This is a genomic window from Thioalkalivibrio sp. ALJT, assembly GCF_000381825.1.
Classification (GTDB): Bacteria; Pseudomonadota; Gammaproteobacteria; order Ectothiorhodospirales; family Ectothiorhodospiraceae; genus Thioalkalivibrio.
Window position 1 is genome coordinate 114,884 of sequence record NZ_KB907124.1, and the last position, 26,612, is coordinate 141,495.

The 26,612-nt window shown below is 65.8% G+C and carries 23 protein-coding genes and 1 pseudogene; 18 read left to right on the forward strand and 6 right to left on the reverse strand.

Going from position 1 to position 26,612, the window contains the following annotated elements; genetic code table 11:
- Positions 1-42 precede the first annotated feature (42 nt).
- The 14 genes and pseudogenes from flhF to G332_RS0106355 all read left to right on the forward strand — a co-directional run.
- Positions 43-1,111: pseudogene (gene flhF, locus G332_RS0106290) on the forward strand (flagellar biosynthesis protein FlhF); the annotation flags it as partial.
- 138 nt (positions 1,112-1,249) lie between these two features.
- On the forward strand, positions 1,250-2,074 hold the full coding sequence (locus G332_RS0106295; protein WP_038059565.1) for a MinD/ParA family protein: 825 nt from the start codon (positions 1,250-1,252) through the stop codon (positions 2,072-2,074).
- The gene (locus tag G332_RS0106300; RefSeq protein WP_019626155.1) at positions 2,071-2,838 is read left to right on the forward strand and encodes an RNA polymerase sigma factor FliA; all 768 of its coding nucleotides are present in this window, start codon (positions 2,071-2,073) and stop codon (positions 2,836-2,838) included. Before G332_RS0106295 ends, G332_RS0106300 begins: the two co-directional genes overlap by 4 nt.
- A gap of 41 nt (positions 2,839-2,879) precedes the next feature.
- Complete coding sequence (gene cheY / locus G332_RS0106305; RefSeq protein ID WP_019626156.1) at positions 2,880-3,260, forward strand: chemotaxis response regulator CheY; 381 nt, start codon at positions 2,880-2,882, stop codon at positions 3,258-3,260.
- Positions 3,261-3,367: 107 nt separating this feature from the next.
- Entirely contained in the window at positions 3,368-4,144 is a 777-nt protein-coding gene (locus G332_RS0106310; protein ID WP_019626157.1) for a protein phosphatase CheZ, read from the forward strand.
- A gap of 386 nt (positions 4,145-4,530) precedes the next feature.
- Positions 4,531-6,615 (forward strand): chemotaxis protein CheA, encoded by a 2,085-nt coding sequence (locus G332_RS0106315; RefSeq protein WP_019626158.1) that lies wholly within the window; start codon positions 4,531-4,533, stop codon positions 6,613-6,615.
- Positions 6,616-6,617: 2 nt separating this feature from the next.
- Positions 6,618-7,733 (forward strand): chemotaxis response regulator protein-glutamate methylesterase, encoded by a 1,116-nt coding sequence (locus tag G332_RS0106320; RefSeq protein ID WP_019626159.1) that lies wholly within the window; start codon positions 6,618-6,620, stop codon positions 7,731-7,733.
- A gap of 1 nt (position 7,734) precedes the next feature.
- Positions 7,735-8,478, forward strand: coding sequence for a flagellar motor protein (locus G332_RS0106325; RefSeq protein WP_019626160.1), 744 nt, complete (start codon positions 7,735-7,737; stop codon positions 8,476-8,478).
- A gap of 6 nt (positions 8,479-8,484) precedes the next feature.
- Positions 8,485-9,390 carry a flagellar motor protein MotD gene (motD, locus tag G332_RS0106330; RefSeq protein ID WP_019626161.1) on the forward strand — a complete coding sequence of 302 codons (906 nt, stop codon included), beginning with the start codon at positions 8,485-8,487 and terminating at the stop codon, positions 9,388-9,390.
- Positions 9,387-10,187: a ParA family protein gene (locus G332_RS0106335; RefSeq protein ID WP_019626162.1), complete on the forward strand. Its 801-nt coding sequence runs from the start codon at positions 9,387-9,389 to the stop codon at positions 10,185-10,187. Before motD ends, G332_RS0106335 begins: the two co-directional genes overlap by 4 nt.
- Complete coding sequence (locus tag G332_RS0106340) at positions 10,184-10,858, forward strand: chemotaxis protein CheW (RefSeq protein WP_019626163.1); 675 nt, start codon at positions 10,184-10,186, stop codon at positions 10,856-10,858. Before G332_RS0106335 ends, G332_RS0106340 begins: the two co-directional genes overlap by 4 nt.
- Positions 10,859-10,964: 106 nt before the next feature.
- Complete coding sequence (locus G332_RS0106345; RefSeq protein ID WP_019626164.1) at positions 10,965-11,450, forward strand: chemotaxis protein CheW; 486 nt, start codon at positions 10,965-10,967, stop codon at positions 11,448-11,450.
- A gap of 57 nt (positions 11,451-11,507) precedes the next feature.
- Entirely contained in the window at positions 11,508-11,693 is a 186-nt protein-coding gene (locus tag G332_RS0106350; RefSeq protein WP_019626165.1) for a hypothetical protein, read from the forward strand.
- A 146-nt stretch (positions 11,694-11,839) separates the two neighbouring features.
- Positions 11,840-12,274, forward strand: coding sequence for a DUF2802 domain-containing protein (locus G332_RS0106355; RefSeq protein WP_026340663.1), 435 nt, complete (start codon positions 11,840-11,842; stop codon positions 12,272-12,274).
- On the opposite strand, the gene G332_RS0106360 is transcribed toward G332_RS0106355, so the two are convergent.
- Positions 12,269-12,610, reverse strand: coding sequence for an EscU/YscU/HrcU family type III secretion system export apparatus switch protein (locus G332_RS0106360; RefSeq protein WP_026340664.1), 342 nt, complete (start codon positions 12,608-12,610; stop codon positions 12,269-12,271). The two genes, G332_RS0106355 and G332_RS0106360, sit on opposite strands and share 6 nt — an antisense overlap.
- Positions 12,611-12,613: 3 nt before the next feature.
- Positions 12,614-13,897: a flagellar hook-length control protein FliK gene (locus G332_RS0106365; RefSeq protein WP_026340665.1), complete on the reverse strand. Its 1,284-nt coding sequence runs from the start codon at positions 13,895-13,897 to the stop codon at positions 12,614-12,616.
- Between the two features lie 254 nt (positions 13,898-14,151).
- On the opposite strand from G332_RS0106365, the gene G332_RS12700 reads away from it, so the two are divergent.
- Positions 14,152-14,661, forward strand: coding sequence for a low molecular weight protein-tyrosine-phosphatase (locus G332_RS12700; protein WP_019626169.1), 510 nt, complete (start codon positions 14,152-14,154; stop codon positions 14,659-14,661).
- A gap of 369 nt (positions 14,662-15,030) precedes the next feature.
- Here G332_RS12700 and G332_RS0106375 read toward each other — a convergent pair whose 3' ends face one another.
- Positions 15,031-18,123 carry an Rne/Rng family ribonuclease gene (locus G332_RS0106375; RefSeq protein ID WP_019626170.1) on the reverse strand — a complete coding sequence of 1,031 codons (3,093 nt, stop codon included), beginning with the start codon at positions 18,121-18,123 and terminating at the stop codon, positions 15,031-15,033.
- A 432-nt stretch (positions 18,124-18,555) separates the two neighbouring features.
- Between G332_RS0106375 and G332_RS0106380 the strand changes: the two genes are divergently transcribed.
- From G332_RS0106380 to G332_RS0106390, 3 genes are read left to right on the forward strand one after another with little or no spacing between them, the layout of a single operon-like run.
- Positions 18,556-19,521, forward strand: coding sequence for an RluA family pseudouridine synthase (locus tag G332_RS0106380; RefSeq protein WP_026340666.1), 966 nt, complete (start codon positions 18,556-18,558; stop codon positions 19,519-19,521).
- Positions 19,518-20,216, forward strand: coding sequence for an HAD-IA family hydrolase (locus G332_RS0106385; RefSeq protein WP_019626172.1), 699 nt, complete (start codon positions 19,518-19,520; stop codon positions 20,214-20,216). The genes G332_RS0106380 and G332_RS0106385 overlap by 4 nt, the downstream gene beginning before the upstream one ends.
- Before the next feature lie 12 nt (positions 20,217-20,228).
- The gene (locus G332_RS0106390; RefSeq protein ID WP_019626173.1) at positions 20,229-21,197 is read left to right on the forward strand and encodes a S49 family peptidase; all 969 of its coding nucleotides are present in this window, start codon (positions 20,229-20,231) and stop codon (positions 21,195-21,197) included.
- Between the two features lie 58 nt (positions 21,198-21,255).
- Here the strand turns inward: G332_RS0106390 and G332_RS0106395 are convergent, their stop codons facing one another.
- The 3 genes from G332_RS0106395 to G332_RS0106405 form a co-directional block, all read right to left on the reverse strand.
- Positions 21,256-21,948, reverse strand: coding sequence for a CsiV family protein (locus tag G332_RS0106395; protein WP_019626174.1), 693 nt, complete (start codon positions 21,946-21,948; stop codon positions 21,256-21,258).
- The gene (gene mfd, locus G332_RS0106400) at positions 21,949-25,419 is read right to left on the reverse strand and encodes a transcription-repair coupling factor (protein ID WP_019626175.1); all 3,471 of its coding nucleotides are present in this window, start codon (positions 25,417-25,419) and stop codon (positions 21,949-21,951) included. It lies immediately after the preceding gene.
- A gap of 284 nt (positions 25,420-25,703) precedes the next feature.
- Entirely contained in the window at positions 25,704-26,606 is a 903-nt protein-coding gene (locus G332_RS0106405) for a carbon-nitrogen hydrolase (protein WP_019626176.1), read from the reverse strand.
- Positions 26,607-26,612: the final 6 nt, after the last annotated feature.

Consider the following 26,612-nt stretch of genomic DNA (forward strand, 5'->3'; position numbering starts at 1 on the left):
AGGAGAGATAGCATGAATGTTAGACGATACTGGGCCCGGGACATGCGCGACGCGATGCGGCAAGTGCGCGAGCAGCAGGGTGAGGACGCGGTCATTCTGTCCAGTCGGCGGGTGGATGGACGACTGGAGGTGGTTGCGGCGCTGGAGGGCGAAGCAGGTCCGGAACCGGTATCTCCTCGGGGGTCGACTGCCCCGCGTCCGGAACGTAAGGGCACGGAGCGTGGTGGTGGTCAGGCGCAGGCCTCCTGGCCATCGGACCCGGAGCTGACCGCCATGCGTCAGGAGCTGCGGGATCTGCGCAGTCTGATGACCCGGCAGTACGCCGATAGCGAGGAGGCGCGCTGGGCGGCGCGGCACCCGCTGGCCGCCGAGTGCAAGGCGCGTCTGATTGATCGTGGCTTCAGCCCCGAACTGGCGGGGAGTCTGGCCGGAAGCATCCTGGATGACAGCGCCCCGGAACAGGCCTGGGAGCGGCTGCGTGCCCGCCTGTCCGGCGCGATTGCGACCCACCGCCCGTCCATCCTCGACGAAGGTGGCCTGCTGGCGATGGTGGGGCCGACCGGGGTCGGCAAGACCACCACGCTTGCGCGGATCGCGTTACGCCAGATCCGCCGGATGGGGCCCGATTCGGTTACGCTGGTTACGCTGGACAGCCAGCGCATCGGCGCTACGCGCCAGCTCCAGGCCTTCGCCCAGATGGCGGGGATCTCGGTGCGCGTGTTGCAGGATGCGCGGGAGCTGCGGGAACTGGCGCGCCGGGTGGATGACGGTCACCTGATCCTGGTGGATACCGCCGGGCAGGCGCCACGGGCGGTAGAGGTCGAACCCCTGTTCGCCCATCTGCCCCCGGATATCCGCGCCGAGAGCTGGCTGGTGGTGTCTGCAACCACCCAGGGCAGTGTGCTGCGGCGGGTGCTGGAAGCCTTCCAGAAGGCCGAGCCGACGGCGCTGGTGCTGACCAAGCTGGATGAAACGGAACAACTCGGGGAGGTGTTGTCGGTGCTGCTGGATCAATACCTCGGTCTTGCCTTTGTCAGTGACGGGCAACGGATCGCGGAAGACTTCCACCGGGTCGATACTGGGTATTTGACCGAGCGGGCGCTGGATGGTCCGGACGCGGGGGCGCCGGCCGCAGGCAATGCGCGCGAGCGCTGGGCCGCCGAACGTCTCGCCGGCGCGCAGCCGGGGGCGGCCCGCAGTACCGAGTCGGCGCCTCTGGAACTGATTCAGCCGGTGGGCAAGGGGCGTTATGCCACGCACTAACAAGCCATTGAAGGTGATTGCCGTCGCCTCGGGCAAGGGCGGGGTCGGCAAGACCAACGTATCGGTCAACCTGTCCGTTGGGCTGGCACGCCTGGGGCGTGAGGTGATGCTGTTCGACGCCGATCTCGGTCTGGCCAACGTCGATCTGCTGCTGGGGTTGCGCCCCGAGCGCACGCTGCATGATCTGGTCACGGGTGCAGTGGACAGCCTGGACGACGTACTGGTGCAGGGGCCGGACGGGGTCAAGGTTGTGCCTTCGGCCTCCGGGATTGCTGCGATGGCCAACCTGACACCCGCCGAACACGCGGGCCTGATCCACGCCTTTAGCGCGTATCGGAAGCCGCTGGATGTGCTGGTGGTCGATACCGCCGCGGGCCTGCAGGAATCGGTCACCGCGTTTTGCCGGGCGGTGCAGGAGACCCTGGTGGTAGTCTGCGACGAGCCGGCGTCGATTACCGACGCCTATGCCCTGATCAAGGTCCTGCACCGCGATCATGGCCTGCGCCGCTTCCGCATGGTGGCCAACATGGTGAATGGTCGCGACGGCGCCGAGCGCCTGATGCGCAAGCTGAGTACCGTCTGTGAGAATTATCTGCCGGAAGTGATTCTGGACCTTGCCGGCTATATTCCCATGGACGAGCACCTGCGCAAGGCGGTGCAGAAGCGGGTTCCGGTGGTTCAGGAATATCCCGGCAGCCCGGCCGGAAAGGCCTTTGTGGACCTGGCCCGGGTCGTTGACCGCTGGCCGGTGGGCAAGGGTGACCACGGGGGTGTCGGGTTTTTCATCGAACGGATGCTGCAGAGCGCATGACGATGACACGTAATCGACTTACCGGCTACAAGGCGGTTTCCGCGACCACAGGCGGTCACGACCAGTTGATTGCGGATCATGTCGAGCTGGTACATCGCATTGCGCATCATCTGATGGCGCGCCTGCCGGACTCGGTTCAGGTGGACGACCTGATCCAGGCGGGCATGGTCGGTTTGCTGGAGGCGGCGCGTCAGTTCGAGGGTGGCCATGGGGCGACCTTCGCGACCTATGCGGGCATTCGTATTCGCGGGGCGATGATCGATGAGCTGCGGCGCAGTGACTGGACGCCGCGGTCGGTGCATCGGAACAGCCGGCGGATTGCCCGGGCCGTGCAGACCGTCGAGGCCCGCGAGGGCCGTGCGGCACGAGGTAACGAGGTGGCGGCCGAGCTGGAGGTGCCGATCGAGCAGTATTACGAAATGCTGCAGGATCATGCCGGGGCGCATCTGTTTGCCCTGGACGACCTCGGCGGCGGTGATGACGGCGCCGACCGTGTGGTTGAGGGCCAGGAGCCATCGCCCGGCGGGACTCTGGAGGCCGGCGAGTTCCGCGAGGAACTGGCACAGGCGCTGAGTGACCTGCCGGAGCGTGAACGTCTGGTGTTGTCGTTGTACTACATGGAAGAACTGAACCTGCGCGAGATCGGTGCCGTGCTGGGGGTTACCGAGTCGCGCGTCAGTCAGATCCGCGGTCAGGCGGTGATTCGGCTGCGGGCGCGGCTGGGCGCCTGGCTCGAAGACGGAACCGCTTTGCAGTTATTCTAGAACTCACCCTACGAACCCCGGAGTAACGCGTGGACAAGGGAATGAAAATTCTCATCGTGGATGACTTTTCCACAATGCGGCGCATTATCAAGAACCTCTTGCGCGATCTCGGCTTCAACAATACCCAGGAGGCCGATGACGGGAGTACTGCGCTGCCAATGCTGCAAAACGGCGATTTCGATTTCCTGATTACGGACTGGAACATGCCCAACATGCCGGGCATCGACCTGCTGAAGGCGGTGCGCGCGGACGCGAACCTGAAGTCAATGCCGGTCCTGATGGTGACGGCGGAGGCCAAGCGCGACCAGATCATCGCGGCGGCCGAGGCCGGTGTGAACGGCTATATCGTGAAGCCTTTTACCGCTGAAACCCTGAAAGAAAAGATCGACAAGATCTTCGAACGCATTGAAGCGCAGGGATAAGCGCGTTCCCGGCGTGTCCGGACAGGATCGGGAATTCCGGGTCCTGTCGCCTGCGTGGATGGATACGATCTCGATCCGGTCCGTGTCGTGTCAGCGAGAGAGCCTCCATGAGTGAACAGGAATATCCCTCCCGCGATGGTCAGCTCGATCTGGCCCGGCAACTGGTGCAAAAGCTGGAGGCGGGAGACCAGGTGGCTGCGCGTGCGCTGGTACAGGATCTGGCGCGCCCCTACGACCGGGAGCTCTTCGAAGAACTTGGCAAGCTGACGCGCGATCTGCATGAGGCCCTGCAAAGCTTTCGGGGGGATGCGCGGCTGGTCGAGCTGACCCAGGCGGAGATCCCGGATGCCAGGGAGCGTCTGCACTACGTGGTCACCATGACCGAGCAGGCAGCTCACACCACGATGAACGCCATCGAGACCAGCCTCCCGATCGTGGAGTCCTTCAGCCAGCATGCGGCCGATCTCACGGCCAACTGGACGCGCTTTCGTCATCGTGAACTGTCGGTTGAGGAGTTCCGCGATTTCGCGCGCGAGCTGGATGCCTTTTTTGCCCGGACCGGAAAGGATGCCGAGGAGCTGCGGCGGCTGCTGTCGGAGGTGCTGATGGCCCAGAGCTATCAGGATATCACCGGACAGGTGATCCGCCGGGTGATCCAGCTGGTGACGGACCTGGAGGAAAACCTGGTCGCTCTGATCCGGCTGTCCAGTGGGCGCATGGATCAGGTCGAAGCCGCCGAGGAATCCCTGGAACGTGGCAAGGAGGCGCAGGAAGCGGATCGCAAGGGCCATGGTCCATCGGTGCCGAAGACTCAAGATTCCGGTGCCGATGTCGTTAAGGGACAGGACGAGGTGGATGATCTGTTGTCGAGCCTTGGATTCTAGGTCCGGGTTTCAGGAGCCTGTCGGGTTGGGGCGATCGTCACGAGCGTCGGGCGGGAAGCGAGACCGTTCCCCCGAGATGCATGGTGAGGACTGCGCATCGAGCAAGAGGGAGAAAGGGCCATTCTTCCTCCAGTGCCGCCACTTCGTCGCGAATCCGACAGGCTCCCGGGAAAGACGGATGAGGAACCGTGTTCGTGTGGGCATTCCGGGTTTTCCGGGGGCGGGCGCGTCGCGCAAAGAGTAACGCGGCTACTCTCCTGGCCCGGGCGGCCGTCACCGCACATTCAACGCAGGCAAACGCGACGAAGCGAGCATGTTCATCCGGCGGCGTGCCCCTGGATCGCACCCCTCATGCGGCTGGCGCCACACGGGACTGGAGAAACGCAATGGCCATCGACCCCAATGACGAAATTCTTCAGGACTTCCTGGTCGAGGCCGGGGAGCTGCTGGAGGGGCTCAACGAGCAACTCATTGACCTGGAACACAATCCGGAAGACCACGATCTGCTGAACGCGGTCTTCCGCAGTTTTCATACCATCAAGGGCGGGGCGGGGTTTCTGAACCTGGAGGCCCTGGTGACCGTGTGCCACCACGCCGAAGACGTGTTCAACCTGTTGCGTAATGGCGAGCGCCGGGCGGACAGCCAGCTGATGGACACGATGTTGCGTGTGCTGGATTCGCTGAACGTGATGTTTGACGATCTGCGCTCCGGGGTGGAGCCCACTCCCGCCGAAGCGGACCTGGTGGAAACCCTGCGGCAGATGGCCAGCAACGAAGAGGCCGCGCCCGCGGTAAACGCCGTGCCGCCACCCGAACCCGAGCCCGAGCCGGAACCCGTATCAGAGCCGGAAGCGGAAACGCCGGCCGCCGATACGACCCGGGTGGGGGCGGATGACGAGATCACCGACGACGAATTCGAGGCACTGCTGGACAGCCTGCATGGCGGTGGCGCGCCGGCGTCGGCCAGCGGTGCCGCCGAATCCGATGCAACGGGGGAGGGACCTGCGGCCGCAGGCGGCGGGGATGATCTCATTACGGATGACGAATTCGAAAACCTGCTGGACGAGCTGCAGGCGCGCGGCGCGGGTTTCGCAGCGCCCGTGCCGGCCAAAGCGGCGGAGCCGAAGTCGACACCAGTCGAACCCGAGGCCCCGCCACCCGTTGCCCGCGAACCGGAGGCGCCGGCCGCTGCGGGTGGTCAGGGCGGTGGAGGCGGCCCTGCCGGAGGCAGGGGCGAGCCGGGCGGTCGCGCGGCGCCTCAGGGTGAGACCTCGGTTCGGGTCGACACCGAACGTCTGGACGAGATCATGAACCTGGTGGGCGAGCTGGTCCTGGTTCGCAATCGGTTGAGCATGTTGCGCGCGCAGCATGTCGATGACGAACTGGGCAAGGCCATCAGCTCGCTGGCGCTGGTGACCTCGGACCTGCAGACATCCGTGATGAAGACGCGGATGCAGCCGGTAAAGAAGGTCTTCAACCGCTTCCCGCGCGTGATCCGTGATCTTTCGCGCAGCCTTGGCAAGGAGATCGATCTGCAGATATTCGGCGAGGATACCGACCTCGACAAGAACCTGGTGGAGGCACTCTCCGATCCGCTGGTGCATCTGGTGCGCAACGCGGTCGACCACGGGATCGAAAGCCCCGAGGTCCGTGAGGCCGCCGACAAGCCGCGCAAGGGAACCGTGGTGCTGGGCGCGGCCCAGGAGGGTGACCACATTGCCCTGCTGATCAAGGACGACGGGGGTGGTATGGATCCACAGGCCCTGCGCCGCAAAGCCGTGGAGAAAGGCTTGATGGATGCGGCGATGGCCGAACGCATGTCGGATCGCGAGGCCTTCAACGTGATCTTCATGGCCGGGTTTTCCACCAAGACGGAGATCTCGGATGTATCCGGCCGTGGGGTCGGGATGGATGTCGTGAAGACCCGGATCTCGCAGCTGAACGGCACCATCGAGATTGATTCCGAACTTGGCGTGGGCACCACGCTGCGGGTGAAACTGCCACTGACCCTGGCGATCCTGCCGGCGTTGATGGTGATTCTGGAGGGTCGTCGCTTTGCGATCCCGCTGAGCTCGGTTTCGGAGATCCTGGATCTCGATCTGACCCGCACGCATTACGTGGATGACCAGGAGGTCATCATCGTGCGCAAGCAGGCGCTGCCGATTCACTATCTGAAGCGCTGGCTCAAGGCCGGATCGGAACCGGAGCCACGCAAGAATGCCCATGTGGTGGTGGTGCATACGGCCGATCGCAAGGCCGGACTGGTGGTGGATGGCCTGGTGGGTCAGGAAGAGGTCGTGATCAAGCCGCTGGGACAGAACCTGCAGGGCGTGAAAGGTCTGGCGGGGGCGACGATCACCGGGGACGGCGGGATCGCGCTGATCCTGGATGTATCCGATTTGATCACCATCCTCATGCAGCAGCAGATGAACCGTCGCCCGCGCCGGGCGTCGGGGTCGAAAGAGGGTTAAGGATGCCGATCAAGGTATTGATCGTAGATGATTCCGGCTTCTTCCGCCGGCGGATTGCGGAGATCCTGGATGCCGACCCCGGGATCGAGGTGGTCGGTGCTGCCGAGAACGGTGAGCAGGCTATCGAGAAGGTTCGCGAGCTGGATCCCGATGTCGTCACCATGGACATCGAGATGCCGGTGATGGACGGGATCACGGCGGTACGCAGGATCATGGCCGAGAGCCCGCGGCCGGTCCTGATGTTCTCCAGTCTCACCACCGAGGGTGCCCAGGCCACCCTGGATGCCCTCGAGGCGGGGGCTGTGGATTTCCTGCCCAAACGCTTCAGCGATATGGCGAACGATGAAGGCAGTGCGCGCCTGTTGTTACGTCGTCGTGTGCGCTCGCTGTCACGCAGTCGTGCGCGATCGGCCAGTGTGCTCGGGGGTTCGGCACCGGCGCGCGAGGCGCGGCCTTCGGCACGCCGCGAGGAAGCGGATCGTCAGGCAGCCGCAGAGACCCATCGGCCGGCCACCCCGGTTGCGAACGCCCGGCCGCCCATCGCCCTGCAGCAGGTGCGCGCGGTGTTGATTGGCACGTCGACCGGCGGGCCGGTCGCACTGCAGGAGGTGCTGAAACCCCTGCCCAAGCATTTCCCTCAGCCCATCCTGCTGGTGCAACACATGCCGGCCAGCTTTACGCCGGCCTTTGCCGAGCGTCTGAACGCGATGTGCAACATCGAGGTCCGGCAGGCCGTCGATGGCGACGTACTGCAGCCGGGGGTTGCACTGCTGGCGCCCGGCGGCATGCAGACGACCCTGGAACGCGGCAGTCAGCCCCGGTTGCGGGTGACCGAAAGCCCGCTGGGTACGATCTACAAGCCCAGTGTGGACGCCGCATTCAGCTCCGCGGTGGAGGCGCTGCGGGGGCAGGTGCTCGCGGTCGTGCTGACCGGCATGGGGTCGGATGGTCGCGAGGGCGCCCGCGCACTCAAGGCGAGCGGGGCCCGGGTGTGGTCGCAGGATGCCGCTACCAGCGTGGTCTACGGGATGCCGGCGGCTGTCGCCGAGGCCGGTTTGTCCGATCATGTCTATCCCCTGCCGGAGATCGGGCCTGCCCTGCTCAAGGGGTTCTGCTGATATGGATATCCTGAGCCTCGTTGGGGTCACCCTGGGGCTGGTTGCCGTACTGGGTGGCAGTATCGCCAAAGGCAGCGGGATTGGTGCGCTGTGGAATGCCGCGGCCTTCGTGATCGTGGTCCTGGGTACGCTCGGGGCGACCCTGGTGCAGGCGCGCATGACGGTGTTCATGCACGGGATGCGGATCCTGCCGTGGGCGTTCAAGCCGCCCCGGATCGACAATCGTGCAATGGTCGAACGCATCGTCGAGTGGTCCAACGTGGCCCGTAAGGAAGGGCTTCTGGGCCTGGAGACCCTGGCGGAAGAGGAATCCGACCCGTTTGCGCGCAAGGGCCTGCAACTGCTGGTGGACGGCAGCGAGCCGCAGACCATCCGCCAGATCCTGGAGGCCGATCTCGATACCCGCGAGCAGTTCGACATGCAGGGCGCCAAGGTCTTCGAGAGCATGGGCATCTACGCCCCGACCCTGGGGATCGTGGGGGCGGTGATGGGCTTGATGGCGGTCATGCAGAATCTGGCCGATCCCAGCAAGCTCGGGGCCGGTATTGCCGCGGCCTTCGTGGCCACGATCTACGGGATTGCCTCGGCCAATCTGCTGTTCCTGCCGGTCGCGAACAAGTTGAAGTCGATTGTTCAGAATCGATCGCAACACCAGCAAATGCTGATGGAGGGGTTGATTGCAATCGCAGAAGGAGAAAACCCGCGCAACATTGAAAGCAAGCTGAGTGGCTTCATTCAGGAGTGAGGTCACATGGCACGTCGCAAACGCGCGGAAGAACACGAGAATCACGAGGCCTGGGCGATCCCCTATGGTGACCTGGTCACGCTGCTGCTGGCCTTTTTCGTGGTGATGTACGCGATCTCCTCCGTGGATGACGGGAAATACCGGGTGTTGTCGGAATCCCTGGTGGATGCCTTTCGGGCGCCGATGCAGCCGGAGCCGATTCAGGTGGGCGAGCCCACGGTGGCGCGGGATCATTCGCTGCAGGATCTTCGCGCGCTGGTGCCGATTGAGGTGCAGCCCGGTCTGGTCGATGATGGACCACCGCAGCCGATCGACATGGCCCTGACTGGCATGCTGGACGAGGTGCGGCCGGAAGACGGGATGCAGGCCTTTCTGGACGAGCTGGCGGATACCGCGCGCGAGATCGAACAGGCAATGGGGCAGAGGATCGAGGATGGGGAGCTGCGCGTGAGTCGCGAGGCCTACTGGCTGGAGATCGAGATTACCAGCCGCCTGCTTTTCCCCTCGGGCTCGGCCACGCTGAATCCGGCGGCCGAAGAGTTGCTGCGGGAGGTGGGCGAGATCCTGGCGCCGCGGGTCTCGAGAATCCATGTCGAGGGGCATACCGACAATGTTCCCATTGACACGGCGGTCTATCCTTCAAACTGGGAACTGTCTTCCGGCCGCGCCGCGGCGGTGGTCAGCATGTTCGAATTGGTCGGGGTTGATCCCGAAAACCTGGTGGCGCTCGGCTATGGCGAGCATCGCCCCATCGCGAGCAACGAGACCGCCGAAGGACGCGCGGAGAATCGGCGGGTGTCGATCGTGGTCCTCCCGGGCCGGGCTCCGCGTGCGGAAGGTCAGCAGGAGCCGGAGCGGCTGCGCGAGGACCTGGGGCCGGCCCCGCTTCCGCTGGATGGAGACACACCATGAAGGTCTGGGCAGTCGCGAACCAGAAGGGGGGGGTGGGCAAGACCACGACCACGGTGACCCTGGGCGGGTTGTTGTCCGGGCCCGAGCAGCGGGTACTGCTGGTGGACGTGGATCCGCACGGCTCGCTGACTGCCTACTTCGGGCATGACCCGGAGACCGCCACGCGAGGCGTGTACGAACTTTTCAGCCAGTGTGCCGAGGGGGTCTCGCCCGATCCGACCGGCTTGATCCGCGAAAGCCGGTTTCCGGGGCTGGACCTGCTGACTGCCAGTACCGCGCTGGCTACGCTCGATCGGCAGCTTGGTACCCGCAGTGGCATGGGGCTGGTGCTGCGCCAGGCCCTGGAAAAGGTGGCCGGTTGCTACGATTACGTGCTGCTGGACTGCCCGCCCATGCTGGGGGTGTTGATGGTGAATGCCCTGGCTGCCTGTGACGAGTTGCTGATCCCGGTACAGACGGAGTTTCTTGCCCTGAAGGGGCTCGAGCGGATGATCAACACGCTCAAGATGGTGCAGAAATCGCGCAAGGGCGAGCTGCGCTACCGGATCATCCCGACCCTGTTCGATCGCCGCACACGAGCGGCCCACGAGGCCCTGGCGGAGCTGCGGCGCCAGTATGGCGATGATGTCTGGCCGGGCGTGATCCCGGTCGATACCAAGTTCCGTGATGCCTCGAGTGCGGGTCAGCCGCTTTGCTTCATGATCCCGGATGCACGTGGTGTGCTGGCGTATTCGGATTTGCTCGAGGCGATCGGCGGACACTTGTCGGACCCTCATGAACGGAGGCGGCGCGGATGAGTCGTGCGAATCCGGACAACCTGGCACTGAAGGCAGAGCCCGAGGCGCTGGACGACTATTTTGGCAGCCTGCTCGACGAGCCGGCGCCGTCACGGCCGTTGCTGCCCCCGGATATCCTGGAGCCGCGCCCGACGGTCGTGGAGCCGGAACCGACCGCGATCGTGGAAGCGCCAGGGGGGGTGGCAGAGGCCGCCGCCGCTGCGGCCGAGCCGGCAGAGCGCGAGTACGCGCGTCCGGAGGCGCCGTTCTCGGTGCTGGTGTTCGAGGCGGGCAATCTGACCTTGCTGGCCCCACTGGACGCCCTGGGCGGCGTGGCGCCACTGGACAGCCTGGAGGTGCGGCCAACCCCGAATCATTCGGTCTGGTACCTTGGACTGGCGGATACCCGGGAGGGGCGGGTGCAGCTGATTGACCTTGCCGCCGTGGTAACCCCGGAAGGCCGCGAATACGAGCCGGACACGGCGCATCAGGTCGTGTTCCTGGCGGGTTCGCGCTTTGCGCTGGCCTGCCATGCGATTCACGGTACCCGGGTGATCCAGCCGGAGGCGCTGCGCTGGCGCAAGAAGCGGCGGCGACTCCCGTGGCTGGCCGGGGTGGAACGCGAGCAGATGGCCACGCTACTGGATCTGGAGGCGCTGGACCGAACCCTGGACGAGGGCGCCTGGGAGTAGGTCATACCCGCGCGCCATTCAAGCATGGCCGTCGCCGGCCGATACACCGGTCAGGAGCGCATACCATCAGGGAAACCCTGCCGCCGGAGCGAACAACGAGGACGACATGAGCAGCGCACAAAATGCAGAAGCCCTGGCCAAGGCCGACACCGCTCCGTATGTGACGTTCAGCCTGGCGGACGAGACCTATGCGATCGACGTACTCCAGGTGCAGGAGGTTCTGAAGGTCGCGGAGATCGCACCGGTCCCCGGGGTGCCGGACTATATCCTGGGGATCATCAACCTGCGCGGTAACGTGGTGACAGTGATCGATGCCCGGCGGCGCATGGGGCTGGAGGATCGCGAACCCACCGATACCTCGCGCATCGTGATCATCGACGTGGATAATCAGAATGTGGGCATTCTGGTGGACTCGGTGTCCGAGGTGGTTCGGATTTCCACGGATGCCATCGAGCCTGCGCCGGAGGTCGGCAACGACACCAGCAGCCGTTTTATCGAGGGCGTCACCAGTACGGATGAAGGCCTGACCATCCTGGTGGACCTGAACAAGTTGCTGTCCGATGAGGAGTGGGCGCAGCTGCGCGAATTGTAGGGCGCCCACCACGGGCACTGAACGAGACCATGAGAGGCGGTAGCCGGGAGGTGTGCCATGGTCGACGAGCTGCAGCCGGATCGGACCGTGCGTCCGGTCCATACGACTGTCCCGGGCCGCCAACTGAGCGATGACCATGATCGCGACCCGGTGTTTCGGCCCGCGATTCGGCCGACCCAGCAGCGCCCGCCACGTAAGGAAGAACGTCGTCCACGCCGTGGTCTGATCGACGACTACGCCTGAATTCGGCCCGTTGCGCCCGGCCGGTGCGGCGTTCGGGCGGTGGTCGTTGACCTTCGAGAACGCGGTTTTGCCGATCCGTCCTGCTGGTCAGCCGGCCCTGATTCACGCGACAATCGGGTTGCTCAGGGCTTGAGGGGACAGGTGCGATGGGTGAGGGATTACTGATATGGCTCGTTGTTTTGGTGGCCTTGCTCGCGACGGTCGTTGCGGCCTTCGCCGTTGGCCTGGTGGTCCTGCTGCGTCGCCAGCTTGCCGCTCTGCGCGAGGATCACCAGCGTCAGGCGACCTCGGTCATGGCCCTGAAAGGCGCGATGAAGGCCCTGTCCGAGGGGATGGCCTCGCACGGTCAGGCACAGGCCTCGGTGCAACGCGCGCTGGAACGCCTGCATGACCAGCACAGCGAACTGCGCGCTCGAGAGGGCGACAGTGGCACCTATGAACAGGCGATTCGTCTGATTCAGGAGGGCCACGGCCGTGAGGAAGTGCGGCGTCGCTGCGGGTTGACGACGAATGAACTGGATCTGTTGTTCAGCCTGCACGGTTCCGGCACTGCGGATGCCCGCACGGGCCGATCTTCATGATGGTGGCTGGCGCCCGCGATAGCCGGTATCGCGGTCGTCCGGCGTAATCCCTGCCAGCACGAACACGAACGCCAGGATCTCGGCCACGGCCACGTACAGCTCCTCCGGAATCTCGCTGCCCAGCGGGATTTGCGCAAGGGCCTCGCTCAGGGCCGGGTCCTGATGCAGAGGGATGCCATGTTCTTCGGCCAGGCGCAGGATGGCCTCGGCCGTCAGCCCCGAGCCACTGGCGGTGATCCGTGGCGCGTGTCGTCGATCCCACTCCAGTGCCACTGCACGGGCCGGGGGTGGTATACCCCGATCCGCTCCGGTTTTTCCGTTATCACGTGTACCCATGCCTCAGGCCTGTTCGTTCAATATCCGGACACTGTCGCGGGGCTGCGGTTCGGGGTCGACCTCGCCCTGACGGACCGACACGGTCGTGACCTGCAGTTCTCGCTGCCCGAGGCGTTCTCGCAGGTCGGGCAGCTCCGTACGCAATCTCGCGACCGTATCCGGCTGACTCGCGGTGAAATGCACCTGAATCTGGCCCGCGCGAGTGGACACTGCGATGCGAGTGGGGCCCATGTCGGCAAGATTCAGGGTCAGTACGATGGACCAGCGCGCTTCTTCTTCCACACCCGCGCGGGCCTCGCGCCGGATCTCCGCCAGGATTCCCTGCACGCCCTGATCACTGCGCAACGGCAGTTCGAAGAACCAGCGCGGATTGCCGGATTCATCGTCGGACATGGTATGCAGTGATTGCAGCTGCAGCGTGGTGACTCGCTTCAGCAGCCCCTCGAGGAGCGCGTTCATGGCGGGCAGGGCCGCGGCATTTGCAGGGGCAGGGGGTGCGCTGGCCGCGGTTTGCGGACGGGCTTCTGTGCGCAGTTGACGCAGCTGGTCCGCGGCCCGCAGCAATTGTGCCTTGAGGTCCGCACCCAGGACCGGGTAGGCGGCCTGCCCGCGCGCGCTCTGTCCCAGCATGGCTTCCAGCCACAGGCCTGACTGCTGGACCTGCTGGCGCAGGGTGTCCGGGCGCGCAAGCTGTCCCGGATGCGGAAGGGATTCCAGTACGTGTTGTAGCGCAGCCGGGGCCGGTGTCGCCTGGCCGGGGCCAGTCATGGCGTCGAGACGCACACCGCGGCCGGCCAGGCTGGCCAGGCTCTGCAGCGCAGCGGCAAGGGGACGGGCACCGGGCAGCTGGTAGCGCAGTTCCTGTCCCAGCCATTGCTGGGCGGGGTTCCGGGCCTCCGAACCCGGCGCGCGGGCCTGGCCGCGTTCGCCGGGAAGCGGCATCAGCCGCACCTCCAGCCGCGGTTCCGTTCGGACGACCTCCATCATCATGACAGGGCTGCGCGCGCCCGTTGCGGGCCGGTTCAGCAGGGCATCGGGCAGGTGACCGGCAATCCGGGCGGTGATGACGCTTGTCGCGGCGGGACCCGTGGAGGCCGGGACGGGTATGCCCCCAGCCGGACGGTCCAGGCGCAGTCGGACCTCCCGCTGGCCGACGCGTTCCACCAGTTGGACCTCCATGCGGGCCCCGGGCGCCAGCGCGGGACGTTCGCTGCTGCCTTGCGTCGCCGTTGTGCCAACACCCGGAGGGCTCCAGCCGGGTGCGCGGGGACCGCTGAGATCGGCCATGGGCTGCTCCCGAGATCCAGTCAAGGTGACAGCATCGCACACTTGGCGTCAGCACGAGGGAAACACATGCTGCGCGGGTACATGTTCGCGGCGGCGTCGCTTGTACTTGCGTTCGATCCGAGGTGACTGCTCCCGGATAACATGGCGTGCTGTCGTGAGGGCATGCATGAGTCCGTGCCTGCGGGGCCGCGACAGGACCGGTATGGCGACGGGTTTGTTATCCTGATGCGGTTTTCGTTACCGGTTTTGAGGCGATGTCGAAGATTCGGGTGTTAATGGTGTGTCTGGGCAATATCTGTCGTTCGCCGATGGCGCACGGGGTGTTCGAGGCGCGCGTGCGTGAACAGGGCCTGACAGGGGCGATCGAAGTGGACTCGGCCGGGACGGCCGGCTACCACATTGGCGCTCAGGCGGACCGGCGCGCCCGCCAGGAGGCCCGGTCACGCGGGTACGATCTCGAACATCTGCGGGCCAGACGACTGGAACCGGAGGATTTTCTGGAATTTGACTACATCCTGACCATGGATGACGCGAACTTCCAGAATGCGGAACGCATCCGCCCGGAGAACGCCCGGGCGGAACTGCTGCGTTTTCTGGATTTTGCGCCCCACAGTGGGAAGACCGAGGTTCCTGATCCCTATTACGGGGGTGACGAGGGCTTTGCGCACGTGATGGATCTGGTCGAAATGGGCGCGGACGGCCTGCTGAACCACATTCGTGCGCGGCATGGGTTCCCCTCGCGGCACACGGCGTCACTTGATTAGGAACGAGCGTCCGCCAGTCATCGGGCCGCAGGATCGCAGGATGGGATGGGCCCGATAAATCCCATCAGGAGCGGTGCGCCACTGGGGCGAGGTGCGTTGCGCTCAACCGCACCCTCTCTCGAGGTGCATAGCGGGACTATGTAAAGCGGGACCATGTAACAAGAGAGAGAACGGACGCTCTCCCGTACGCGCAGCAGAACCGTCTTGAATCCGACAGGCTCCCGGCCGAGGGTGTAAGCGTCGTCCCGTCGTCCCGTCGTCCCGTCGTCCCGTCGTCCCGTCGGGCGTTGACGGTGAGGGGGTAGCCCCCTGAAAAGAAGAGCCCGCCTCAAGGGCGGGCTCGGGTGTTGCCGGGGCCGTGCTGGCCTGTCAGTCACCGTCCTTGCGTTCTGTTTCGGTCCCGGTGGCGGGCTTCTCCGCTTTCGGCTTCTCGGCTGCCGGTTTCTTTACCGCTTCCGGGGCATCGGTAGCGGATCCTGCCTGCGCGGAGTCCGGTTTTGCATCGGCCCCGGTCGCCGGTGATGATGCGGAACGTACCTGTTCCGGCTCGCCGCTCGCAGGGGGCGTCGAGTTGTCTTCGCCCTGGGGCTGCCTGGCCCGGCCACGACTGCGGCGGGGCTTGGGTGCAGGCTTGTCGGCATCGGCCGGGGTCGTCTTCGTCTCCGCTGTGGCGGCAGAGGTCGAAGCGCCGGCGGCATCCGCGGTGTCATCTGGCGCCGAAGCATCCTTTTCGCTGCCGTTTCCGATCGGCTCGGCATCCGCGGCGGGCTTGCGCTTGCGACCACCCCGGGAGCGGGATGCCGGACTGTCCGCCTTCGCAGCGGCCGCCGCGGCGCCGCTGTCCTCTGGGCCCGTCTCGTTGCTGGCAGCAGTTTTACGGGCCTGATCCTTACCGGGTTGGGGCTCGCCTGGCGAAGCGGCGTCGGCAGGACCGGTGTTCGCTTGCGCGCGGTCCCGCTCGCCGGTTTCGGTTTTGGCGGCAGGTTTCTCCTGACTGCGTTCCCCCGCATCGGCCCCGGCAGCAGGCTTCTCGCTGCTGCCTTCTGTGGTGTCTGGCCCGGAGGCCGCCTTCGTGTTGTCACCTTCCTTCGCATCGTGCTGGGGGGCAGGCTTTTCGCCACCTGCGCCGGCATCTTTTCTGGCGCTCGGCTTCTCGTTGCTGCTGTCCCCGGTGCCTTGCGTGCCGGTCGGCTTTTCGCTGCCGCCGTCACCGGATGGAGCAGCAGCGCCGCTGCCGGTTGCGTCATCGGAGCCGGATGGGGCCGCCTTGTCGCTCGATGCGTCACGGGACGAATCGGCTCCCTGTTCACCCGAGGAGCGGCCACGCCCGCCGCGCCGGCGCCCGCCACGCCGGGAGCGCCGGCTGCGGCTGCGGCCCTTGCCGCTGTCATCCTGCTCCTGGGCCTCGGGGCCCCGGGATTCGCCGCTCGCCCCGCCATCTCCGCCGGTTGCGGCCGGGTCCTTGCTGCGGGCTGGCTTGTCAGCGGTCTTGTCGGCCGATTTATCCGTGCGCTTGCCGGATGCCGCTTCCGCCGCCGGGGCCTTGTCGGCCTCGGTCTTTTGCGCTGCGCCATCCTTTTTGCCGCCCCCGCGGCGGGAACGCCCCTTGCCGGCGGACTCGGACTTGTCGCCCGGCTTGCCGTTGCCACCGCGCCCGCGGCCCCGGCCGCCGGACTTGGCACCTCGGCCGCCGTCGGATTTGTGGTCGCCGCTGCGCTTGTTAGGGGTGTCTTCCTGTTCTTCCTGCGCGGCGGGGCGTGCATTGGGGAACAGCGACGACCAGATCCGGGTGAAGAAGCCGGGTTGTTCGACGGGTGCGGATGAGGGGGCCGGGCTTTCCGGCGCGGCATCACTCACCGGTGCCGGGCCGGTCATCTTCACACCCTGAACCATGGGTTTTTCGACCTTGCCGCGCCGTTCGCGATGGGAGTCGCCTTCTTCTTCCTCGATCTCCACCAGTTCATGCGAGCCGCGATCGCTGACCGCCTCTTCGCGCTCGTCGCCGCGTACCCGCCGCACCTCGAACTTCGGGGTGAGGTACTGCGGGTTGGGGATGATGCTGATGTCGACCTTGTGACGATCTTCGATGTCGGTGATCGACTCGCGCTTCTCGTTCAACAGGAAGGTGCCGACATCGACCGGGACCTGGGCCAGGACCAGGCCGGTACGGTCCTTCATGGCCTCTTCCTCGATCAGACGCAGGATCGACAGGGCCAGCGACTCCACGCTGCGTACCTGACCGTGACCCTGACAGCGCGGACAGGTGATCTGGGACGATTCACCCAGCGAGGAACGCAGGCGCTGACGCGACATTTCCAGCAGGCCGAAGCGGCTGATGCGGCCGATCTGGACGCGCGCGCGGTCCATTTCCAAGGCTTCGCGCAGCCGGTTCTCGACCTCACGCTGGTGCTTGTTGGCGTTCATGTCAATGAAGTCGATCACGATCAGACCGCCCAGATCGCGTATGCGCAACTGGCGCGCGACTTCCTCCGCGGCTTCGAGATTGGTATGAAACGCGGTTTCCTCGATGTCGCCGCCCTTGGTGGAGCGGGCCGAATTCACATCGATGGAGATCAGGGCCTCGGTGTGGTCGATCACCAGTGCGCCCCCGGAGGGCAGAGTGACCTCGCGGTCGAAGGCGCTTTCGATCTGGCTTTCGATTTGGTAGCGGTTGAACAGCGGGACCGGGTCGTCGTAGCGCTTCAGCTTGCGCAGGCTGTTTGGCATGACCAGCCGAACGAAATCCTCCGCCTGCTGGTAGACGCCGTCATCGTCAATGATGACCTCGCCCACATCGTTGCGCATGTGGTCGCGCAGGGCCCGGATGATGACGTTGCTTTCCTGGTGGATCAGGGCCGGGGCCTTGGCCTTTGCGGCGGCCTCGGTGACGGCAGACCAGAGGGCGGTCATGTAGTCCAGGTCCCACTGCAGTTCTTCCGTGCTGCGGCCGACGCCGGCAGTGCGCGCGATCACGCCCATTCCCTCGGGCATGTTCAGGCCGGACAGGGCGTCCCGCAGCGAGGCGCGGTCCTCGCCCTCGATCCGGCGCGACACGCCGCCCGCCTTCGGGTTATTGGGCATCAGGACCAGATAGCGGCCCGCGAGGCTGATGTAAGTCGTCAGGGCCGCGCCCTTGTTGCCGCGCTCTTCCTTTTCGACCTGGACGAGAAGTTCGGTCCCTTCCTTCAGGTAGTCGCGGATGGGCTTGTCCGCATCCGCGCTCGCGCCCACTGCGGAGTAGGCAATCTCCTTGAACGGGAGGAATCCGTGGCGATCAGCACCAAAGTTGACGAACGCCGCTTCCAGGCTGGGTTCGACTCGGGTGATCCGGGCCTTGTAGATGTTGGCCTTCTTGCGTTCGCGGGAGGGAAGTTCGATGTCGAGGTCGTACAGCCTCTGGCCGTCGACCATGGCCACCCGCAGCTCTTCGGGCTGGGTGGCATTGATCAGGATGCGTTTCATGCAATGGACTCGGTCGGAAGTCCTGGCAACCAGCGGCGATACCGGGGATCCGGGTGGCGGCGAACGCGCGGCGAGACAGCAACGGGAATGTACGCGCGCTCACAGCGGCGGCGCGTAGCGAAAGCCAGCGCGCAAGCCAGGTGTTCACCAGCAACCACGGGAGCAGCCGCCTGCGGGAGGCGGGGCCGGGAAGACAGGACTGGGTTAGAAAAAATAGCGTCACAGTGTCGCTTTGCGGCGATGGCCCTCCGACCGCGCAGCCGTTGGCTCGGGGTCGAAGTGGCGGGTGATTCGAGGCGCGCTGCCGTTTGGTTGCAGCGGAGCATCTGGGGTCAATGTAGGGCATAACCCCGCGTCCGGGCAAGTTTTTTTCGCCCGGCGCCCGATGTTCGGAGTAGCCGCCCACGCGTGGGTCCGGTAGCATCGCGCGCCATGACTGCCAGGCACGCAACTTCCGGCCCCCGCACCCTGAAGGTGACCGAGCGCGGTGACGGCCAGCGTCTGGATAACTTCCTCCTGCGCGAACTCAAGGGCGTGCCGCGCGGGCTGATCTACCGGTTGGTGCGCCAGGGCGCGGTACGGGTTGATGGCCGTCGTGCCAAGGCCCACAAGCGCCTGGTCCTGGGTAACGAGGTGCGTGTGCCGGACCTCGATCGTCCGCAGGCGACGCGCGCCGATATTCCGCCGCGCGTGCTGGATCGATTGCGCCGAGCGATCATCCACGAAGACGACGATCTGCTGGTGCTGGAAAAACCCTCCGGTCTCGCGGTGCACGGCGGGAGCGGCCTGGCCTTCGGGATCATCGAGGCGATGCGCGAGCTGCGACCCGATACCGAGCTGGAACTGGGGCATCGGCTCGATCGCGAGACCAGTGGATGCCTGTTGCTGGCCAAGCGGCGCGAGGCCTTGCAGGATTTCCATGCTGCCCTGCGTGAAGGCCGCGTCGAGAAGCGCTATCTGGCGTTGCTGGTGGGACGGTTCCGCAGTGATCAGCCGATCGTCTGTGACCTGCCCATTGCCAGTGGTCGGGAGGATGACGGGCGCCGGCGCATGCGGGCCGGCGCGGACGCGTCGGGCGGGCGCGAGGCCCATAGCGAATTCCAGCCGCTGGAGGGACATGGCGCCTTTCAGCTCGCCGAGGTGCGCATCGGCACCGGTCGTACGCATCAGATCCGCGTGCATGGCCAGGCGATTGGTCACCCGGTGGGCGGTGACCACGATTATGGCCTGCCGGATGCCAACCGGGTCTTGCGACGGCATGGGTTGCAGCGGCTGTTTCTGCACGCCCAGGTTCTGGCTTATCAGTCCGGTGATGGCGAGCAGCACCTGTTTTCCGCGCCGTTGCCGGATGAACTGGTGGCGGTGCTGGACAGCCTCGACGCCGGAGAGGATGCATGAGCGCGCCGTTGTTGCCGCCCGTGGACGGCGGGCTGCGCCTCGTGGTGTTCGACTGGGATGGCACCCTGATGGATTCGCCGCTGCGCATCGTGCATTGCCTGCAGCGGGCCGCCGCGGTTGTGGGGCTGGAGGTTCGCGACGCGGCGGCCCTGCGTAACATTATCGGCCTCGGGGTGGACGCCGCCGTGCGCGAACTCTATCCGGAGGCCGATGCGAGACTGGTTCATCGGTTCGCGACGGCCTACCGCCTGTGCTACCTGGAAGGGGATGATGCACCGCCGACCCCGTTGTACCCGGGTGTCGCGCCGCTTCTCGACTGGCTGGAGGCGCGCGGGGTGTTGTTGGCGGTGGCCACCAGCAAGTCCCGTCGCGGGCTGGATCAGGCCCTGGAGACGACCGGACTCGGTGCGCGCTTCGTGGCGACCGCGACCGGGGACGAGCACCCCTCCAAGCCGCATCCGGCCATGCTCGAACACGTAATGGAAAGGGCCGGAGTTGAACGTACGCGCACGCGGATGGTCGGTGATAGCGTTTATGATCTGCAAATGGCGCGTCATGCGGGCGTCCCTGCTGTGGCGGTTACCCACGGGGTGCACTCCAGTGACCGTCTGCGAGCGGAGGCCCCGTTGGGGCTTCCAGCCGATCTCGAGGCATTGCTGGAGATATTCCGGCAGGCCGAATGCGCAACTGAATAAAGGAATGTAACGATGGGCTGGGCGAACGAGAACAAACCGGGCTGGGAACGCGAGACCCTGGAACGCCTGGTTCAGGCACAGGTGATCGAGCAGCGCCGCGCTCGCCGCTGGGGCATCTTCCTCAAGCTGCTGTTTCTGTTGTATCTGATCGCGCTGCTGTTCCTGGTGCGCGGGAGCGATATCGGATTTCCGGGGACCTTCGAAAGCGCGCGCGATGCGGATGAGTATGTGGCGGTGGTCGAGGTTGAAGGCCTGATTGCGTCCAGCGCGTCTGCGAACGCCGAGGATATCTCTTCGGTGTTGAATGAGGCCTTCGAGGCGCAGGGCACGCGCGCCGTGATGCTGCGCATTAACAGCGGTGGCGGGAGTCCGGTGCAGGCGTCCATCGTTCATGACGAGATCCTGCGTCTGAAGGACGCGCATCCGGACATCCCGGTCTATGCGGTGATCGGCGACGTCGGTGCTTCTGCGGCCTATTACATCGCGGTGGCGGCTGACGAGGTCTTCGCGAGCCGGGCCAGTCTGGTGGGCTCCATCGGGGTACGCATGGACAGCTTCGGTGTGGTGGACCTCATGGAGAATATCGGCGTGGAACGCCGTCTGTTCGTCGCCGGGGAAGACAAGGGCTTCCTGGATCCGTTCCTGCCGCTGGATGCCGGCCACGTGGGCCACCTGGAAGGCGTGCTGGAAGACGTGCGACAGCAGTTCGTGGATGCCGTGCGCGACGGGCGCGGCGAGCGCCTGGTCGAGGACGAGGACAGTCTTTTCGGTGGCCTGATCTGGGCCGGCGACCGTTCCGTGGAGTTGGGCCTGATTGATGGCCTGGGGACGGATCGCAGCGTGGCACGCGACGTGATCGGCGTAGAACAGCTTGTGGTCTTCAAACCGCGCCGCTCGCGGCTGCAGTTTCTGTTCGACGAGCTCGGCATGGCGGCGATGAAGCAGTGGCTGAGCTGGGAATCCACCCCGCAGTGGCGGTAGTTGCGGCGGGGCCGCTGTCCCGTACGCGCAGTAGATCAGCCTCGGATCCGACAGGCGCCTAGCTTTGTCGGTCCTCGTCGATCCGGGTGACGCGGGCGATGATGCCGATCACCGGGTGGTCGAGGTAGAACAGGTCATCGCCGGAGTTCATCCGCTGACTGCCGCGTACGCTGATTGCGCGCGGGCTTGTGTCGGCGGCCAGGGGCTCGTTCACGTGATAGATCAGGTCGGTCTCCAGATGGAGAAAACGTCCGACCCAGATCCGTAGGCGTCCTTCCAGCTCGTATCGCACCTCCGGGTCATGGTCCAGGGGGCGGGGGGCCTGTCGCCCCGGGGTCGCGTCGAACAGGTCGCGCAGGCCGATTTGATGCCCCTGTTGCACCCGCAGCCACGGAGCGGTGGCATGGTTCCGCCCGGTTTGATCCCAGGCCAGACGACTGAGGATGCGGCCGGCCCCGGATTCCTCCAGGCGGCGCACGACCCGGTCGAGTTCGAACCCCTTTTCCGACTCGCGGTAGATGTTTCCGCCCAGTTCCGAGTCGCCGAATCGGGGCTCGCGCGGCATGGCCAGTTCCTGCTGCAGACGGCGGCTTTCTTCCGTGCGGTGTTCGAAGACCACCAGTTCGATACGGTATTCGCGCCCGGCCTGTGCCAGTGCAGGGCCGGCCAGACCGACGAACGGCAGGGTGGCGAGGGCGCCAACCAGACGGCGCCGCAGGGGGTTGGGGCGGTTCGGGTTCGGATCGGACATTCAGGCGGCCTGTTGTTCGGGGCTGATGGTATTGAGCAGGCGCAGTACGGCCTGGACGCGCGCTTCCAGAGTCTCCATCGGGGCGAAGAAGCGGAAGGCCTTCTGCCCGTCCAGTTTGTACGCCTGCGGGTCGGATTGCACCAGTTGAATCAGCGCGGCGATGTCGAGATTGGGATGGGTGCCAAAGACCAGGCGTCCGCCGGCGGGTCCCAGTTCCAGTTTGCGGATCCCCAGCGGGGTCAGGCGCAGGCGCAGCCGGGCGGCCTCGAACAGGGCCTTGGCCGGGTCGGGCAGCAGCCCGAAACGATCCACCAGTTCGATTTCCATGTCGCGCAGCGCCTCCGGCGAAGTCGCGGAGCTGACGCGCTTGTAGAGGATCAGGCGGGTGTGCACGTCCGGCACGTAGTCTTCCGGCAGCAGGGCCGGGAGACCCAGTTCGACCTCGGTGCCCGCAGCCTCCGGGGCGTCCAGCTCCGGCATGTTGCCGGAGCGCAGGGCGTTGACCGCGCGATTGAGCAGGTCGTTGTACATCGAGAACCCGACCTCGTGGATCTGGCCGCTTTGTTCGTCGCCCAGGAGTTCGCCGGCACCCCGAATCTCGAGGTCGTGGCTGGCGAGGGTAAACCCGACGCCGAGGTCCTCCAGCGAGGCAATGGCCTCCAGCCGCTTGCGGGCATCCGCGGTCATGGCCTTCTCCGGCGGGGTGAGCAGATAGGCGTAGGCGCGGTGATGGGAGCGCCCGACGCGCCCGCGCAATTGGTGCATTTGTGCCAGTCCGAGCTTGTCGGCCCGGTTCATCACGATGGTATTGGCGGTGGGCACGTCGATCCCGGTCTCGATAATGGTGGTGCACACCAGGATGTTGTAGCGGCGGTGATAGAAGTCGAGCATCACCTGTTCCAGCTCGCGCTCGCGCATCTGGCCGTGGGCGATGCCCACCCGGGCCCCGGGGAGCAGCGCTTGCACCTGCTGGGCAGTGCGCTCGATCGTGTTGACCTCGTTATGCACGAAGTACACCTGGCCGCCGCGGCGGATTTCGCGCAGGCAGGCCTCCTGGATGATGGCATCGTTCCATTCGTTGACGAAGGTCTTGATTGCCAGGCGTTCGCGCGGTGGCGTGGTGATCACCGAGAGGTCGCGCAGGCCGGCCAGGGCCATGTTCAGGGTACGCGGGATCGGCGTGGCCGTCAGGGTCAGCATGTCCACCTCGGCGCGCAGCTTCTTGAGTGCCTCCTTATGGCGCACGCCGAAGCGTTGTTCCTCGTCCACAATGACCAGGCCGAGGTTGGAGAAATCCAGATCCGCCTGCAGCAGCTTGTGGGTGCCGATCACGATGTCCACCTTGCCTTCTTTGAGGCCCTCCAGGACGGCGGTCTGCTGCTTGCCGCTGCGAAAGCGCGACAGCGACTCGATCCGGACCGGCCAGTCGGCGAAGCGGTCGTTGAAGTTTTGATGGTGCTGCTGTGCGAGCAGGGTGGTGGGCACGAGCACGGCCACCTGCTTGTGGTTCTGGACGGCCACGAACGCCGCGCGCATCGCGACTTCGGTCTTGCCAAAGCCCACATCGCCGCAGATCACGCGGTCCATCGGGCGCGTGTCGGCCATGTCGGTCAGTACTGCGTCGATGGCGTGCTGCTGGTCCAGGGTCTCCTCGAACGGGAACCCGGCCGCGAAGGCGTGGTATTCGGGGGTGTCGGTGGAGAACACGGTGCCCTGTCGGGCGGCGCGCCGCGCATGGATGTCCAGCAGTTCCGCGGCCACGTCGCGAGCCTTTTCGGCGGCCTTCTTGCGGGCCTTGCTCCACTGCTCGCTGCCCAGGCGGTGCAGCGGGGCGTGATCGGCATCGGCGCCGGTGTAGCGGCTGATCAGGTGCAGCGACGAGACCGGGACGTAGAGCTTGGCGCCGTCGGCATATTCGAGGGTCAGAAACTCGGAGGGCTGGTCGTTGAAATCGAGGGTCTGCAGACCGAGGTAGCGACCCACGCCCTGTTCCTCGTGCACTACCGGCGCACCGATGGTCAGGTCGCTGAGGTTCTGGATGATGGCGTCGGCATCCCGGGTGGGGCGATTGCGGCCCCGCGTCTGCCGCGCACGCTCGCCGAGCAGGGCGGCCTCCGGCACCAGGGCGACACCATCCGGGAGGACAAAGCCCTCGCCCACTGCGGCGACCGTGACCTGCAGGCCTGCTCCGGCCGCGAGAAATGCGTTCCAGCTGTCGGCCGCCTGGTGGGCCACCTCCTGGTCGCGCAGCAGGGTCAGCAGGGCCTCGCGGCGTCCGGCGGATTCGGCAGTCAGCAGTACCCGCTGCTGGTCGGCCACAAAGGCCTTCAGTGCCTGCGCCGGCGCATCCTTGCCCTGCTGCAGTCCAAGGTCCGGCAGGGGGTCGCAGGCAAAGTCGATCCGGGCCCCGCGCCCCGGCGGAAGCGGGGCGGCCGGGGCGCCCAATGCGATTCCGGTACACTTTGCCAGGCGCCCGCCGAGTTGTTCGAGGTCGAGATAAAGCCGCTCCGGAGGCAGCAGCGGGCGATCGAACTGGTGGCTCAGTTGTTCGAAGCGCTCGCGAATCTCCTGGGCAAAACCCTCGGCGGCACCGGCGATATCGCCCACTTGCACCACCTGCGCGTCGGGGCAGTAATCGAACACGCTGTCCATGTGCTCGAAGAACAGAGGCAGGTAGGCCTCGATCCCGGGTGGCACCACACCCTCGCTGATGTCGCGGTACACCGGGTGACTGCTGGGGTCCCCCGCGAACTGTGCGCGGTAGCGGGTGCGAAACTCGCGGATGGAGTCGTCGTTCAGCGGGAATTCGTGGCTGGGCAGGATCTCCAGACTTTCGACCTTTTCCGTGGAACGCTGGGATTCAGTATCGAAACGCCGCAGGGAGTCGATCTCGTCGTCGAGGAATTCGATCCGGACCGGCTCGTTCGCCCCCATCGGGAACAGGTCCAGGATCTCGCCACGGGCGGCGAACTCGCCGTGGCTGATGACCTGCTGAACCGAGCTGTAGCCGGCAGTGGCCAGGTTCTCGCGCAGGGTCATGCGGTCCAGGCGTTGGCCGGTGTGCAGGGATAACCCCTGGGTGGTCAGCCAGTCGCGCGGGGGCAGGCGCTGCATCAATGTCGAGACCGGCATCAGCACGATGCCGCGTTCCAGTGCCGGCAGATGGTACAGGGTGCGCAGGCGTTCGGAGATGATGTCCTCGTGCGGGGAGAAGACATCGAAGGGCAGGGTTTCCCAGTCCGGCAGGCGCAGCAGCGGGAGCTTGCGTTCGCCGGCGAAGAATTCCCATTCCTCCTGCCAGCGGTCGGCCGCCTCGTTGGACTCGGTGATCACCAGCACCGGGCGGTGGAAATCGGAGCCGTTCTGCGCCAGGGCGAGGGTGGCCGCAGAGGCATTGAGCCCCGACCAGACCTCGAAGCCGGAGCCGGGGAGGCGGCCGGGGTGGAGCGGGTTACGCCGTTGATCGGACATGGGCCAGTGCGTTGTCGGGTCTGCGGGAAAGGGACTGGATTATACGGATTCTACTGCACGGGCGCGCGCGACCCCCTTGCGGGTCGGGGGCGGTGGTGCCGCAGGCCGCTGTGAGCGATCACGCAGCGAAAGGGCGATGCACAGGAAGAAGCAGAGATGTCTGTTTGCTGGAGGCATCCACGGCATTCGTTGTCAAACGCAGACGCGCCTGGCGCGGCAGTTCCCCTGTCCGTCTCCCGGTTTTCCCTTGTTCCCGTGAATCGCCTTTGAAGGGGGCATGGCAATCAGTGTGGGTCGCGATCGATATAGCGGCGCAGGATCGGGTCGTAGGCATCGATCCGGCGATCGCGAAGGAAGGGCCATTGTCGGCGGACGGCCTCGGTGCGCTGGCAATCGAGGGCGACCTGCAGGGTCTCGGGCGCATCGGTGCCGGCCGTGGCAAGAAACTCGCCCTGGGGGCCGGCGATGAAGCTGCTGCCCCAGAAGTGCGCGCCAGAGGTCTGGCCGCTGGGGTCGGGTTCGAGGCCGCAGCGGTTGCAGGCAATGACCGGGAGGTTGTTGGCGACGGCGTGACCGCGTTGCACGGTGGTCCAGGCATCGCGCTGGCGGGCCTGCTCGTCCGGGGTATCTTGCGGGTCCCAGCCGATCGCGGTCGGATAGACCAGGATTTCGGCACCGGACAGGGCCATGATCCGGGCCGCCTCGGGATACCACTGGTCCCAGCAGACCAGTACGCCCAGGCGCCCGACCGAGGTGTCGATGGGGACGAAGCCGGTATCGCCCGGGGTGAAGTAATACTTCTCGTAGTACCCGGGGTCGTCCGGGATGTGCATCTTGCGATAGAAGCCGGCCAGGCGGCCGTCGGTCTCGTAGACCACGGCGGTGTTGTGGTAGAGCCCCGGCGCCCGGCGTTCGAACAGGGAGCCTACCAGCACGACTCCATGAGTGCGCGCGATGTCGGCCAGGCGTTCGCTGCTGGGGCCCGGTATAGGTTCGGCTCGGTTGAAGGTTGCGAGGTCCTCGTTCTGGCAGAAATAGGGGCCGGTGTGCAGTTCGGCCAGGACGACCAGGCGCGCGCCGGCAGTTGCGGCGGCGGCCACCGCGTCGGCGGTGAAGTCGAGGTTGGACTCGACGCTCCCGGTGTCGCGGTGCTGGATCAGGGCTACGGGCAGGTGCTTGGATTCCATCGTGCA